Here is a 13,099-nt window from a genome sequence, read left to right as displayed (position 1 = left end):
CTCAGTCGACGCCGAACTCCATCGCGGCGCGGTCGAGTGCCTCGTCGTCGCCGGAGGAGACGCCCCGGGAGGCGATGGCTTCCGCGCCGCCCTGCGGCATCGCACCGATCAGCCCGGTCGAGGCCGCCTGCGCGGCGCCGACCATCCGCTGCGGGGTCGGGCCACCGACCATGCCGAGGGTGGCGTACTGCTCCAGCTTCGCCCGCGAGTCGGCGATGTCGAGGTTACGCATGGTGAGCTGGCCGATCCGGTCCGACGGGCCGAACGCCGAGTCCTCCGTACGCTCCATCGACAGTTTGTCGGGGTGGTAGCTGAACGCCGGGCCGGTGGTGTCGAGGATCGAGTAGTCCTCGCCCCGGCGCAGCCGCAGCGTCACCTCGCCGGTGACCGCCGTGCCGACCCAGCGCTGCAACGACTCGCGCAGCATCAGCGCCTGCGGGTCCAGCCAGCGGCCCTCGTACATCAGGCGACCGAGGCGGCGGCCCTCGTTGTGGTAGTTGGCCAGGGTGTCCTCGTTGTGGATAGCGTTGACCAGCCGCTCGTACGCGGCGTGCAGCAGCGCCATGCCGGGCGCCTCGTAGATGCCCCGGCTCTTGGCCTCGATGATGCGGTTCTCGATCTGGTCCGACATGCCCATGCCGTGCCGGCCGCCGATGGCGTTGGCCTCCAGCACCAGGTCGACGGGGCTGCCGAACTCCTTGCCGTTGATCGTCACCGGGCGGCCCTGGTCGAAGCCGATCGTGACGTCCTCGGTCGGGATCTCCACCGACGGGTCCCAGAACCGGACTCCCATGATCGGGTTGACCGTCTCGATGCCGGTGTCGAGGTGCTCGAGGGTCTTCGCCTCGTGCGTGGCGCCCCAGATGTTGGCGTCGGTGGAGTACGCCTTCTCGGTGCTGTCCCGGTACGGCAGGCCGCGTTCGAGCAGCCACTCCGACATCTCCTTGCGCCCGCCCAGTTCGGCGACGAAGTTGGTGTCGAGCCACGGCTTGTAGATGCGCAGTTGCGGGTTGGCCAGCAGGCCGTAGCGGTAGAACCGCTCGATGTCGTTGCCCTTGAACGTCGAGCCGTCGCCCCAGATCTGGACGTCGTCGGAGATCATCGCCCGCACCAGCAGGGTCCCGGTCACGGCCCGGCCCAGCGGGGTGGTGTTGAAGTACGCTCGCCCGCCCGAGCGGATGTGGAAGGCCCCGCAGGTCAGCGCCGCCAGACCCTCCTCGACCAGGGCGGCGCGACAGTCGACCAGCCGGGCGACCTCGGCGCCGTAGCTGAGCGCGCGACCCGGCACCGAGGCGATGTCGGGCTCGTCGTACTGGCCGATGTCGGCGGTGTAGGCGCACGGCACGGCGCCCTTGTCGCGCATCCACGCGACCGCGACCGAGGTGTCGAGGCCGCCGGAGAAGGCGATGCCGACACGTTCACCGATGGGCAGGGAGGTGAGAACCTTGGACACAGGGAAGATTATGCACCAGCCCGCATGGGCATGCAAATAGCGGCGCACGCGCCGCTGCGTCAGGCGAAGTCGTCACGGCCCAGCTCCCAGAAGGTGACCGCGGCCGCGGCGGCCACGTTCAACGAGTCCACCCCCCGCCGCATCGGGATGACCACCCGTACGTCGCTGGCGGACTGGGCCGCCGCGGTGAGGCCGGGGCCCTCGGCCCCGAGCAGCAGCGCCGCACGCTCGCGCTGCGCTGGCGTGAGCCGCTGGATCGGCACGGCGTCCGGGGCCGGCGTCATGGCGAGCACGGTGAAGCCCGCCTCCCGCACCTGGTCCAGGCCCGCGGGCCACTGCTCGAGCTTGGCGTACGGCACCGCGAAGACCTCCCCCATGCTGACCCGGACGCTGCGCCGGTACAACGGATCGGCACAGGACGGCGACAGCAGCACCGCGTCGATGCCGAGCGCGGCGGCGCCCCTGAAGACCGCCCCGAGGTTGGTGTGGTTGTTCACGTCCTCGAGGATCACCACCCGTCGGGCCGCCGCCAGGACGTCGGCGGCGACCGGCAGCGGCTTGCGCCGGAACGACGCCAGCACGCCCCGGTGCACGTGGAAGCCGGTGGCCCGCTGCAGCACGTCCTGGGTGGCGGCGTAGACCGGGGCGTCGCCGGTGTCCAGATCGGCGAGCTGGTCGACCCGCTTGGCGTCCACCAGGTACGACCGGGCCGGATAGCCGGCCCGCAGCGCCCGGCGCAGCACCAGCTCGCCCTCGGCGATGAACAGGCCGTGCGGCGGCTCCCAGCGGGTGCGCAGTTCGACGTCGGTCAGCGCCCGGTAGTCGGCGATCCGGTCGTCGTCGGGGTCGGTGATGGGGTGGATGGGCACCCGCCGATTCTGCCGGACGCGCGGCAGCCGCCCCGGGCCGCCCGACGCCGGGGCACCCTGGGGCGTTATGTCCGGGTAAGAAGGGGAATGGCGGGCCGGAGCGGTCGGACCGACGGAAGGACAGCCAGGTGAACGTACGTCCCATGGGCATGCCGGGGCCGGCCGCCGAACACCCGGACGGACGGCGCGTCGACCTGGGCCCGCTACCGCGCGACGCCACCGTCGCGGACCACATCGTGCACCGGCTGGCCGGCTGGGGCGTACGCCGCTACTTCGGCTATCCCGGCGACGGCATCAACGGCCTGACCTCGGCGCTGCAGCGCACCGGGGAACGGACGCAGTTCGTCCAGGTCCGGCACGAGGAGACCGCCGGCTTCGCGGCCTCGGCCCACGTCAAGTACGGCGGCGGGCCGCTCGGCTGCGCGCTGGTGACCAGCGGCCCCGGCGCGATCCACCTGCTCAACGGCCTGTACGACGCCAAGCTGGACCACCAGCCGGTGGTCGCCCTGGTCGGGCACACCGCGCTCACCGCCGAGGGCGGCGGCTACTACCAGGAGGTGGACCTGCTCGCCCTCTACAAGGACGTGGCCGCCGCCTTCCTGGCCCAGCTCGACCACCCCAGCCAGGTACGCCACCTGGTCGACCGGGCCTGCCGCACGGCACTGGCGCGGCGTACCGTCACCGCGCTGGTGCTGCCGTCGGACATCCAGGGCGCGCCGGCGGTGCCGGAACCGCCGCACGCGCACGGCTACTACCGCACCAGCGACGTGCCCGGCACCGGCCCCACGGTGCCGCCGGAGGCCGACCTGCGCCGGGCCGCCGAGGTGCTGGGCGGCGGCGAACGCGTCGCCATGCTCGTCGGGCAGGGCGCGCTCGGCGCGGTCGACGAGGTCCGCGCCGTCGCCGACCGGCTCGGCGCGGGGGTGGCGGCGGCGCTGCTCGGGTTCGCCGCGGTCGACCACCGGGAGCCGTGGGTGACCGGCGCCATCGGCCTGCTCGGCACCCGGCCCAGCTGGCAGCTGATGAACGAGTGCGACCGGCTGCTGATCGTGGGCAGCAACATGCCCTACTCGGAGTTCTACCCGCCGCAGGGGCGGGCCCGCGCGGTGCAGATCGACCGGGACGGCACGCAGTTGGGGCTGCGGTACCCGACCGAGGTGAACCTCACCGGGGACGCCGGGCCGACCCTGCGGGCCCTGCTGCGCGAGCTCGGGCCCGGCCCGGGGCCGACCCGCTGGCGGGCGACGATCGGCAAGGCCACCACGGCCTGGCGGCGTACGCAGCGGGAGCTGGCCGGGCAGTCCGCCGACCCGGTCAACCCGCAGTTGCTCTTCGCCACCCTCAGCGACCGGCTGCCGGACGACGTGATGATCTCGGTCGACTGCGGCACCACGACCGCCTGGTACGCCCGGCACGTCCAGGTGCGCCCCGGCATGCTGGCCAGCCTCTCCGGCACCCTGCTCTCGATGGGTGGCGCGATGCCGTACGCGCTGGCCGCCAAGTTCGCCCACCCGGACCGCCCGCTGGTGGCCCTGATCGGCGACGGCGCGATGCAGATGAACGGGGTCAACGAGCTGGTCACGGTGGCCAAGTACTGGCGGAGCTGGTCGGACCCGCGGTTCGTGGTGCTGGTGCTCAACAACCGGGACCTCGCCTTCGTCAGCTGGGAGCAGCGCTCCAGCGAGGGAACGCCGATGTTCCCCGACAGCCAGCAGCTGCCCGACATCGCCTACCACCGGTGGGCGGAGGTGCTGGGCCTGGGCGGCGAGCTGGTCGACGCGCCGGAGCAGGTGCCGGGCGTCTGGGAGCGGGCGCTGAGCGCGGACCGGCCGGTGGTCGTCAACGCCCTGGTCGACCCGGCCGAGCTGATGCTGCCGCCGCACTTCACCGCCGAGCAGGCCCGCAACACCGCCGCCGCCGTCCTGCGCGGCGACACCGACTGGGCGGGCATCATCCGGCGGGGCCTGCCCACGGCGGTCGCCACCCTCCGGTCGGGACGCGGGCGGGGCTGACTGTCAGCCCTCCCGGCGGTAGCGCAGCAGGACCGACCGGCCGTCGAAGACCCGCGAGTCGACCAGGCGCAGACCCATCCGCTCGCTGGGCGCGAAGACCGGCTTGCCGCCGCCGAGCACCACCGGGTGCACGAAGATCTGGTACTCGTCGATCAGGTCGAGTCCGGTCAGCGCGCCGGCGGCCCCGGCGCCGCCGAGGAGCAGCAGGTCGCCGCCCGGCTGCTCCTTGAGCGCGCTGACCTCCTTGCCGAGGTCGGCACCCCCGACCACCTGCGCGCCGTGCTCGGCCCCGGTGAGGGTGCGCGAGACGACCACCTTCGGCGTACGCCGCCAGATCGGCGCGAACGCCAGGTCGTGCGGGTGCTCGGAGATCGACTCGACCTGCGGCCAGTAACCGGCCATGAGCTCCCAGACCCGGCGGCCGTAGAGGAACCCGCCGACCTGCTCGCACTGCGCCAGCGAGTACGCGGACAACTCGTCCCCCATCTGCGGCCAGTCGAACTCGCCGTTCGGCCCCTCGATGAACCCGTCGAGCGACTGGTGCACCCCGTAGATGATCTCTCGCATGTCTTGCTCCCGCTGGCGTCGCGACGCCCCTCGTGGGCGTCCTCGCCAGGTGGTCGGAGCGGCGGCGCCGGCTTTGACATCCCCGGACGACTCTTCTTCGGGGATCTTCGGCGACTGGTCCGGCATCGCTACCGTGCCGCTTGTGCGCGGAGCGACGATCATCGCCCTGGTCGGCATCGACGGGGCCGGGAAGACCACCCAGGCGAAGGCGCTGGCCGACCGACTCCGAGCGGCGGGGGTGCCGGCCACCTACTTCGAGAACCCCGGCGGCCGGCCGCTGTGGAACCGGCTCGCCCACGCCCTGGGCCGCCGCGACGGGCCGCACCTGTTCGGTCGCACCGGCTACGTGGCGCTCGAGGCGAGCGTACGCTGGCTCGCCATCGCCCGGGCGGTGCTGGTGTCCCGGCTGACCGGCCGCGCGGCGGTGATGGACCGGTGGTCCTGGTGCCAGTACGTGGTGATGCGGGTCCGCGGCGACCGGGGCGGGCGGCTGGCGCGGCTGGCGTACGCGATCTTCCCGCGCCCGGGCGTGGTCTGCTTCCTGGCGGTCTCGCCCGAGCTGGCGCAGCAGCGGGTGCTGGCCCGGGGCGTCGACACCGAGGAACTGCCCTACCTGCGCGCGCTGGACGCCGGCTACCGGGAGCTGCCGGAGTTCGGCTCGTTCACCGTCGTCGACGCGGACGGCGGGCCGGCCGAGGTCCGCGCCGCCCTCGACCGCGTGCTGCGTACGGCTCTGGGGCCCCGGTATCGGGCCGACCGGCCGTGATCCGGTAGCGGGCGCCGCTCGGCGGCCCGTCGGTCAGCCGCGGCGCTCCAGCCAGCGGCGCAGGTCGGAAAGGCGCTGATCGTCCGAGGGCGACGGCCGCCGCTCCTCCGACGGGCGGCGCTCCTCCGACGGGCGGCGCTGCTCGACCGGTGGGCGCTCCACCGGGCGGCGCGGGTCGCCGATCAGCTCCCGGCTCGGGGCGGCGAAGGCCTTCTCCGGCTCGCCGGCGACGGCGGTGCCGATGACCCGGGCGACCGCGTCGATCACCTTCGCCTGCACCGCCGCGCCCACCGAGTCGGTCGGGTCGTCGGGGTTGGCGGCGATGCCGGCGACCGCGACCTGCGGGGTGAAGCCGACGAAGGTCTCGGTGGCGTTGCGCTCCGAGCTGCCGGTCTTGCCGGCAACCGGCCGGCCGTCGAGGATCCGGTTCACGGAGGTGGCCGTGCCCCCGTTGCACTGCGCGAGCGTGGACTGCTGACCGACCGGGCAGCGGGCCGCGTCGGTGGCGGCCCGGGCCACGTCGGCGTCGAGCACCCGCCGGCAGGACGGGTCGCCGACGGGCACCCGCTGGCCGTCCGGCGCGGTCACCGAGACCACCGGCAGCGGCGCGCAGTAGGTGCCCTCGGCGGCCACGGTGGCGTACGCGTTGGCCAGGTCGAGCGGGGTGGTGGCGGTCACGCCCAGGGTGAACGAGCCCCAGTCGGCGGCGTCGTTCTCGGCGAAGGTGGCGTCGGCGTCGGCCCGGAAGGTGATGCCGAGGCGCTCGGCCATCTCGACCACCTTCTCCTGCCCGACCTGTTCGGCCAGCCAGACGAAGTAGGTGTTCACCGAACGGCCGAAGCCGTCCCACATCATCCGGTACCCGTCCATCCACTCCGGGTTGGCGTTGGCCGGGCACCATCGGCCGTCGCAGCTGCCCTCGCCCTCGGCGGCGTACCGGGTGGGCAACCGGCTGGGCGCGTCGAAGCCGGTGGACAGCGGCTTGCCGGCCTCCAGCGCGGCGAGCATGGTGAAGAGCTTGAACGTCGAGCCGGCCTGGTAGCCGTCCACGCTGTCGCCGCCGGAGATCAGCGGGTTGACGGTGTTGGGGTGGTTGGCCTGCCCGTCGGGGTTGGGATCGAGGCTGTAGTGCCGGTTGACCGCCATCGCCAGGACCCGGCCGGTGCCCGGCTCGACGGCGGCGATCGGCAGGGCGCGCTTGTTGTCGTACGAGTAGACCCGGGTGGCCTCCTTCTGCGCGGTGGCCTGGACCTGCGGGTCCAGCGAGGTCACCACGGTGTAGCCGCCCCGGCGCAGCGCCTGCTCGCGCTCCTCGACGCTGGCCCCGAACTCGGGCTGCGCGAGCCACCACTGCCGCAGGTAGTCGCAGAAGAAGCCCCAGTCGTCGTGGCCCTGGGCGACGGCGGTGCAGCCGTTGGGCTGGGCGGTGGGGCGCAGGGTCAGCTTCTCGGCGCGGGCCCGCGCGGCCTCCTCGGCGCTGATCGCGCCGGTGTCGACCATCGAGTCGAGCACGTAGCCGCGCCGCTGGAGCGCCGCGTCCGCGTCGCCGTCGATCGGGCTGTACGCCTCCGGCGACTGCACCAGGCCGGCGAGCAGCGCCGCCTCGCCGAGGGTCAGCTCCGCCGGGGGCTTGGCGAAGTAGCGCTGGCTGGCCGCCGCGATGCCGTACGCCCCGGAGCCGAAGTACGCGATGTTCAGGTACCGGTTGAGGATCTCGTCCTTGCTGAGGCGCTGCTCCAACGCCGTGGCGTACCGGATCTCCTGGATCTTGCGCCCGACGGTCTGCTCGGTGGCCGCGGCGCGCTCCTCGGCGGTGCGGCCCGGGTCGGTCTTGAGCACGTTGCGGACGTACTGCATGGTCAGCGTGGAGCCGCCCTGCTGGCCGCCGCCGGAGACGTTCGACACCACGGCCCGCAGCAGCCCGCGCAGGTCGGCCCCGCCGTGATCGTAGAAGCGCCGGTCCTCGGCCGCCACGATCGCCTGCCGCATCACCGGGGCGATCTCGTCGAGCGGCACGTCGGTGCGGTTGACGTCGTAGAACGTGGTGATCAGCGTCTTGCCGTCGTTGGCGTAGAGGTAGGAGCGCTGGGGCGTGGCGGGGGTGCGCAGCGCCTCGGGCAGCGCCGCGTACGAGCCGACCGCGGCCTTGGCGGCGAACCCGAGCAGCAGGTTTCCCGGCAGCGCGGCGACCGCCAGGACGAGGCCGGCGAGCACGCCGGCGAGCAGCACGGTGAACAGCCGCGACAGCGGCGGGCGGGGTGGGGCCATGGTCCCCAGGATTGCCACGAAAGCGGCCAACCGACCACCCCTGGAGCCCTGCTGTCAGCAACTTCACCGCCCGCTGCCAGCGACTTTCCATCCCCGGCGACACAGCGGCACCGGGGGCCCCACCGGACCCGCCGGTGCGCCGCTCAGGTGGGCAGGGGACCGTTCGGGCCGGGCGCGGCCGGGGCGGCGGTGAGGCTCGCGCTGGCGGCGTCGCGGGCGATGTCCCGGGGCACCAGCCGGCCGGAGCGGTAGCCGATGCCGATGCCGGCGATCAGCACGAAGATCGCGCCGAAGGTCTGCAACGAGCCGATCATCGCGCCGCCGGCGCCCAGCAGCGGCGCGGCGATCATCAGCATGGCGCCGTCGCCGATGCTGAACGTCCCGGAGCGGGCCACGGACCAGCCGGTCAGCAGCCAGCCCAGGCTGTAGCAGGTGGCGCCGACGAGCACGAGGGTGCGGGCGGTGGTGCCGAAGACGGGGGTCTGCTCCGCCAGGCCCGCGAAGGGCAGCATGAGCACCGTGCCGGCGATCGACACGAGCAGGCCGGCGACGGCCGCCCGGCGGCCGCGGGTCGCCGCCAGCAGCCCGGTCAGCGCCAGCAGGGCGAGCAGCCCGAGCCACACCGCCGCCACCCAGCCCACCAGGTAGAGGGGCCGGCCGTCGGCCGGATACGGGTCGTTGCCCACCCCGCCGTCGCTGCCCATCGCCACGACGGCGTAGAGGATGGCGTACGCGGGCAGCAGCCACACCGCGCCGCGGGCGAGCCGGCGCAGCGACCAGGCCCAGGTGGCGTTCGTGGCCGGCCCGACCGGGGTCGGCTCGACGAAGGGCAGTACGCCGAACCCCCCGCCGGTGCGCCGGCTGCCGATCGGCCCGGTGGGGTCGTGCGCGCCGGGCACCGGGGCCGAGGAGCGTACCCGCTTCGCCGGATCCTTCATGCGTCACCTCGCTCGTCCGACGAGCGGTGCGGGACGCGCCGGGGCGCCCCGATGCCTGCTCACCGCCCGTCCTAGGACCGATGGTGGCAGGCGACGGAGCGCCCCATGAGTTCTTCTCGCATTTTCGGGCGGTCGGCGCCCGGGCCGTCAGCCCCGTTCGCGCTGGTTGGCCGGGTCGCGCAGCAGGCTCGCCGGGGAGACCGGCTCGGGTGCCGGCAGCCCTTGCGGCCTGCCGCCGGTGGCCTGCGCCTCGGCGACGCGTACCTCGTCGTGGATCTGCTGGGCGGCGGCGGCCGCGGCCTGCGCGGCCTCGGCCGCCTCGCGCTCCACCTCGCTCGCGCTACCGGCCGCCTCCGGCGCCGGCTCGTCGCCGACCATCCGGCTCAGCCCGCCCAGCGCGCCACCCATGCCCTCCAGCGCCTTGGTCAGCTCGGCCGGCACGATCCAGACCTTGTTCGCGGTGCCGTTGGCGATCTGCGGCAGGGCCTGGAGGTACTGGTAGGCGAGCACCTTCTGGCTCGGGTTCGCCTGGTGGATCGCGTCGAACACCGTCTTGATCGCCTTCGCCTGACCCTCGGCCTGGAGGATCCGGGCCTGCCGGTCGCCGTCGGCGCGCAGCACCGCGGACTGCTTCTCACCCTCGGCCGTGAGGATCTGCGACTGCTTGTGCCCCTCGGCGTTCAGGATCGCCGCCCGGCGGTCGCGCTCGGCGCGCATCTGCTTCTCCATCGAGTCGCGGATGCTCGCCGGCGGCTCGATCGCCTTGAGCTCCACCCGGGTGACCTTGATGCCCCACCGGCCGGTGGTCTCGTCCAGCACGCCCGACAGGTGACGGTTGATCTGATCGCGGCTGGTCAGCGCCCGCTCCAGGTCCAGCGAGCCGATCACGTTACGCAGCGTGGTGACGGTGAGCTGCTCGATGGCCTGGAGGAAGTTCGAGATCTCGTAGGTGGCCCGCACCGAGTCGACGACCTTGAAGTAGAGGACCGTGTCGATCGAGACCACCAGGTTGTCGGAGGTGATCACCGGCTGCGGCGGGAAGCTGACCACCTGCTCACGCATGTCGACCTTGGTACGCACCGCGTCGACGAACGGGACCAGGATGTTCAGCCCCGGGTTGAGCGTGCGCTTGTACTTGCCGAGCCGCTCGACCACGTCCTGACGCTGCTGCGGCACGATCCGCACCGCCTTGGCCAGGGTGATCACCCCGATCAGCGCGATGGCGATCAGTAGGACCGGGATCACAAGTTCCATGTACTCACCTTTTCGCTTCGGGTAGCTCACCGGAAGGGGAAACGTCGTCCCGCCACACCAGGGCGGTAGCGCCCCGCACCTGGATCACCTGCACCCGGTCGCCGGGGGCGAAGTGCTGGCTCGCGTCGTAGGAGCGGGCCTGCCAGAGCTCGCCGTCGATCTTCACCATGCCCTGCCCGGCGTCGACCTGCTCCAGCACCAGCGCCGTGCTGCCCTCGATCGCCTCCACGCCGAAGGGCTGCTCGCCGCTCTCGAGCGCCGAGCGGCGGTGCCTGCGCAGCGTGGGCCGCACGCCCAGCACCGTCAGCGCCGACACCCCGGCGAAGACGATCGCCTGCACCTCGACCGGGGCGCCGAGCGCCGCCGCTCCCGCGGCGGCCAGGGCCCCGACCGCGAACATGATCAGAAACAGCGTCGTCGTGAAGATCTCAGCGACCGCCAGAACGACACCCAGCACGATCCACAACACGGCGTCCACCCCCCGATCGTGACACGTCGAAGCACGTGAAGCCCACCCACGAAGATCCACTCGTCCTGGCGACGTGCCGCCGGCCCACCGGATCGCGGGTGGGGGGCGCGGGGCGGCGGTGGATGCACGAAGATCAGTAGGCTCGGCGGCACGCCGACGGTCCACCCCGACGGCACCGGAATCACCCGGAGGAGAGCCCGTGTCCCTGCTGCCCGCGACCATCCGCCAGGTCGATGCCCTCATCGCCGCGGCGCAGTCCGCCGGCCGTACGCCGTCGCTGCTGGTCGGCGTGGTGCGCGACGGCGCGCTCACGCACCTCGCCACCGCCGGCGAGCACCCGCGCCCCGACGCCGACCTCCAGTACCGCCTCGGGTCGATCAGCAAGACCATGACGGCCACCCTGGTCATGCAGGAGCGCGACGCCGGCCGGCTGGCCCTGGACGATCCGCTGGAGAAGCACCTGCCGGACACCGGCGTGGGCACGCTCACCCTGCGACAGCTGCTCGGCCACGCGAGCGGCCTGCGTCGCGAGCCGGACGGGCAGTGGTGGGAGCGCGCCGAGGTCGGGGACCTGGCCACCCTGCTGGCCGGGGTCGGCGCCGAGAAGATCGCCTACCCCCCGCACCGCGCCTACCACTACTCGAACCTGGCGTACGGGCTGCTCGGCGGGGTGCTGGAGCGGATCACCGGCACCCCGTGGGCCGAGCTGCTGCGCCAGCGCGTGCTGGAGCCGCTCGGCATGCGCCGCACCACGTACGCGGCCACCGAGCCGTTCGCCCGCGGCTACGTCGTGCACCCCTGGCACGACACGCTGCGGGAGGAGCCGCGCACCGACACCGGGGCGATGGCCCCGGCCGGGCAGCTCTGGTCGACCGCCGAGGACCTGGCCCGCTGGGCGGCCTTCCTGGCCGACCCGGCGCCGCAGGTGCTGGCGGCCGGAACGCTGACCGAGATGTGCGTCCCCGTGTCGATCAGCGACGTCGACTCGTGGACCGGCGGGCACGGCCTCGGGCTGGAGCTCTACCGGCAGGGCGAGCGGGTGTACGTCGGGCACGGCGGCTCGATGCCCGGCTACGTGGCCGCCCTGGCGGTGCACCGCCCGTCCCGGACCGGCGTGATCGGCTTCGCCAACTCGTACGGCTTCCGCACCGGCGGGATCGGCGGGCTCGCGCTGCGGGTCCTGACCACCGTGCTGGACGCCGAGCCGGCGTTCCCGCAGCCCTGGCGGCCCGCCACCGCCGCCCCGCCCGCCGAGGTCGACGAGGTGACCGGCCGCTGGTGGTGGATGGGGGCGTCGCTCGACGTCACCTGGGACGCGGCCAGGGGCGAGCTGGTCGTCTACGTACGCGGGGAGCGGGTCAGCGTCTTCGCACCCGAAGGGCCCGACCGCTGGCGGGGCCGCTCCGGCCCGGAGAACGGCGAGATCCTGTCGGTGCTGCGCGACGAGGCGGGGCGGGCGGTGGCGCTCGACATCGCCACCTTCGTCTTCACCCGTACCCCCGACCAGGAGCCCTGAGCGACCGCCGGCCCGGGTCGTCCGGCGTGTGGCCGCCCTGGGCCAGGTCCGTCCCCCGCCGACGCGCCGGGCCGGCGCTCAGGCCGGCTCGGTCACGAAGTCGATCAGGCGTTCCATCGCGTTGATCAGCGGCGTCTCCACGTCGGCGAAACTGTCCACCCGGGACAGGATGTGCCGCCACATCTCCGCCGGCTCGGCGACCCCGAGCGCGGCGCACACGCCCTCCTTCCACGGTCGTCCCGGCGGCACCACCGGCCACGCCCGGATGCCCAGCGCCGCCGGCTTCACGGCCTGCCACACGTCGACGTACGGGTGCCCGGTCACGAGCACGTGCGGAGAGGTCACCTTCGCGACGATCCGGCTCTCCTTGGAGCCGGCGACGAGGTGGTCGACGAGCACGCCGAGGCGGCGGCCCGGGCCGGGCGCGAAGTCGCGCACCTCGGCGTCGAGCGCGTCGATGCCGTCCAACGGCTCCACCACCACCCCCTCGACGCGCAGGTCGTCGCCCCAGATCCGCTCGACCAGGGCGGCGTCGTGGACGCCCTCCACCCAGATCCGGCTGGCCTTGGCGACCTGGGCGCGTACGCCGTCGACCGCGATCGAGCCGGAGGCGGTACGGCGGCGGGCGGCCGGCACCGGGGCGCGGGTCGGCCGGCGCAGCGTCACGGGTTGCCCGTCGAGCAGGAACGCCGCCGGCAGCAGCGGAAAGTTGCGCCGGCGCCCGTGCCGGTCCTCCAACACCACCGCGCCGGCCTCGAAGCCCACCACCGCACCGCAGAAGCCGGAGTCGGCGTCCTCGACCACCAGATCCGGCTCGGCGTCCACCTCGGGCGTGACCTTCCGCCGCCGCCAGTCCCCCGCCAGCACGTCCTCCGCATACCGCCCCATGCCGATCAAGCTAACCCCCCACCCCTCCTCCCGCACCCGACACGCCATGGCCAGGGGCGGCGGGGTGGTCGGAGCGGCAGTCGAGACAGGGGCGGCGGT

Annotated in this window: 11 protein-coding genes; 3 read left to right on the top strand and 8 right to left on the bottom strand. The window is 73.6% G+C overall.

Features of this window, described 5'->3' with window-relative positions; genetic code table 11:
* Position 1 precedes the first annotated feature (1 nt).
* Together argG and GA0070610_RS08010 are read right to left on the bottom strand one after the other, a co-directional pair.
* Positions 2 to 1,453 carry an argininosuccinate synthase gene (argG, locus tag GA0070610_RS08015; RefSeq protein ID WP_088999437.1) on the bottom strand — a complete coding sequence of 484 codons (1,452 nt, stop codon included), beginning with the start codon at positions 1,451 to 1,453 and terminating at the stop codon, positions 2 to 4.
* A 59-nt stretch (positions 1,454 to 1,512) separates the two neighbouring features.
* Complete coding sequence (locus tag GA0070610_RS08010; protein WP_231926169.1) at positions 1,513 to 2,391, bottom strand: TrmH family RNA methyltransferase; 879 nt, start codon at positions 2,389 to 2,391, stop codon at positions 1,513 to 1,515.
* Between the two features lie 80 nt (positions 2,392 to 2,471).
* On the opposite strand from GA0070610_RS08010, the gene GA0070610_RS08005 reads away from it, so the two are divergent.
* A complete protein-coding gene (locus tag GA0070610_RS08005; RefSeq protein WP_089003356.1) occupies positions 2,472 to 4,334 on the top strand; it encodes a thiamine pyrophosphate-requiring protein in 1,863 nt (620 codons plus the stop codon).
* A gap of 3 nt (positions 4,335 to 4,337) precedes the next feature.
* Here the strand turns inward: GA0070610_RS08005 and GA0070610_RS08000 are convergent, their stop codons facing one another.
* A complete protein-coding gene (locus tag GA0070610_RS08000) occupies positions 4,338 to 4,901 on the bottom strand; it encodes a dihydrofolate reductase family protein (protein WP_088999435.1) in 564 nt (187 codons plus the stop codon).
* A 142-nt stretch (positions 4,902 to 5,043) separates the two neighbouring features.
* Here GA0070610_RS08000 and GA0070610_RS07995 point away from each other — a divergent pair, with 142 nt between their 5' ends.
* Positions 5,044 to 5,667 (top strand): dTMP kinase, encoded by a 624-nt coding sequence (locus tag GA0070610_RS07995; RefSeq protein WP_231925968.1) that lies wholly within the window; start codon positions 5,044 to 5,046, stop codon positions 5,665 to 5,667.
* 33 nt (positions 5,668 to 5,700) lie between these two features.
* On the opposite strand, the gene GA0070610_RS07990 is transcribed toward GA0070610_RS07995, so the two are convergent.
* The 4 genes from GA0070610_RS07990 to GA0070610_RS07975 form a co-directional block, all read right to left on the bottom strand.
* Positions 5,701 to 7,935 (bottom strand): transglycosylase domain-containing protein, encoded by a 2,235-nt coding sequence (locus tag GA0070610_RS07990; protein WP_088999433.1) that lies wholly within the window; start codon positions 7,933 to 7,935, stop codon positions 5,701 to 5,703.
* 143 nt (positions 7,936 to 8,078) lie between these two features.
* Positions 8,079 to 8,873: a hypothetical protein gene (locus GA0070610_RS07985; protein WP_088999432.1), complete on the bottom strand. Its 795-nt coding sequence runs from the start codon at positions 8,871 to 8,873 to the stop codon at positions 8,079 to 8,081.
* A 147-nt stretch (positions 8,874 to 9,020) separates the two neighbouring features.
* Complete coding sequence (locus GA0070610_RS07980; RefSeq protein ID WP_088999431.1) at positions 9,021 to 10,127, bottom strand: SPFH domain-containing protein; 1,107 nt, start codon at positions 10,125 to 10,127, stop codon at positions 9,021 to 9,023.
* Positions 10,128 to 10,131: 4 nt separating this feature from the next.
* Positions 10,132 to 10,605, bottom strand: a complete 474-nt coding sequence (locus GA0070610_RS07975; protein WP_088999430.1) for an NfeD family protein — start codon at positions 10,603 to 10,605, stop codon at positions 10,132 to 10,134.
* Between the two features lie 190 nt (positions 10,606 to 10,795).
* On the opposite strand from GA0070610_RS07975, the gene GA0070610_RS07970 reads away from it, so the two are divergent.
* Entirely contained in the window at positions 10,796 to 12,112 is a 1,317-nt protein-coding gene (locus GA0070610_RS07970; RefSeq protein ID WP_088999429.1) for a serine hydrolase domain-containing protein, read from the top strand.
* Positions 12,113 to 12,190: 78 nt separating this feature from the next.
* Here the strand turns inward: GA0070610_RS07970 and GA0070610_RS07965 are convergent, their stop codons facing one another.
* Positions 12,191 to 13,000 (bottom strand): DUF3097 domain-containing protein, encoded by an 810-nt coding sequence (locus GA0070610_RS07965; RefSeq protein WP_088999428.1) that lies wholly within the window; start codon positions 12,998 to 13,000, stop codon positions 12,191 to 12,193.
* Between the last annotated feature and the right edge of the window lie 99 nt (positions 13,001 to 13,099).

Origin of the sequence: Micromonospora echinofusca (genome assembly GCF_900091445.1) — a bacterium.
Lineage (GTDB): Bacteria > Actinomycetota > Actinomycetes > Mycobacteriales > Micromonosporaceae > Micromonospora > Micromonospora echinofusca.
Note: the sequence above shows the minus strand (reverse complement) of the source record. Positions and strands in the feature narration are given on the sequence as shown.

Coding starts and splice junctions, on each gene's coding strand:
- GA0070610_RS07990 (WP_088999433.1), bottom strand. CDS start 7,935: ATGGCCCCACCCCGCCCGCCGCTGTCGCGGCTGTTCACCGTGCTGCTC.
- GA0070610_RS07985 (WP_088999432.1), bottom strand. CDS start 8,873: ATGAAGGATCCGGCGAAGCGGGTACGCTCCTCGGCCCCGGTGCCCGGC.
- GA0070610_RS07980 (WP_088999431.1), bottom strand. CDS start 10,127: ATGGAACTTGTGATCCCGGTCCTACTGATCGCCATCGCGCTGATCGGG.
- GA0070610_RS08005 (WP_089003356.1), top strand. CDS start 2,472: ATGCCGGGGCCGGCCGCCGAACACCCGGACGGACGGCGCGTCGACCTG.
- GA0070610_RS08000 (WP_088999435.1), bottom strand. CDS start 4,901: ATGCGAGAGATCATCTACGGGGTGCACCAGTCGCTCGACGGGTTCATC.
- GA0070610_RS07965 (WP_088999428.1), bottom strand. CDS start 13,000: ATGGGGCGGTATGCGGAGGACGTGCTGGCGGGGGACTGGCGGCGGCGG.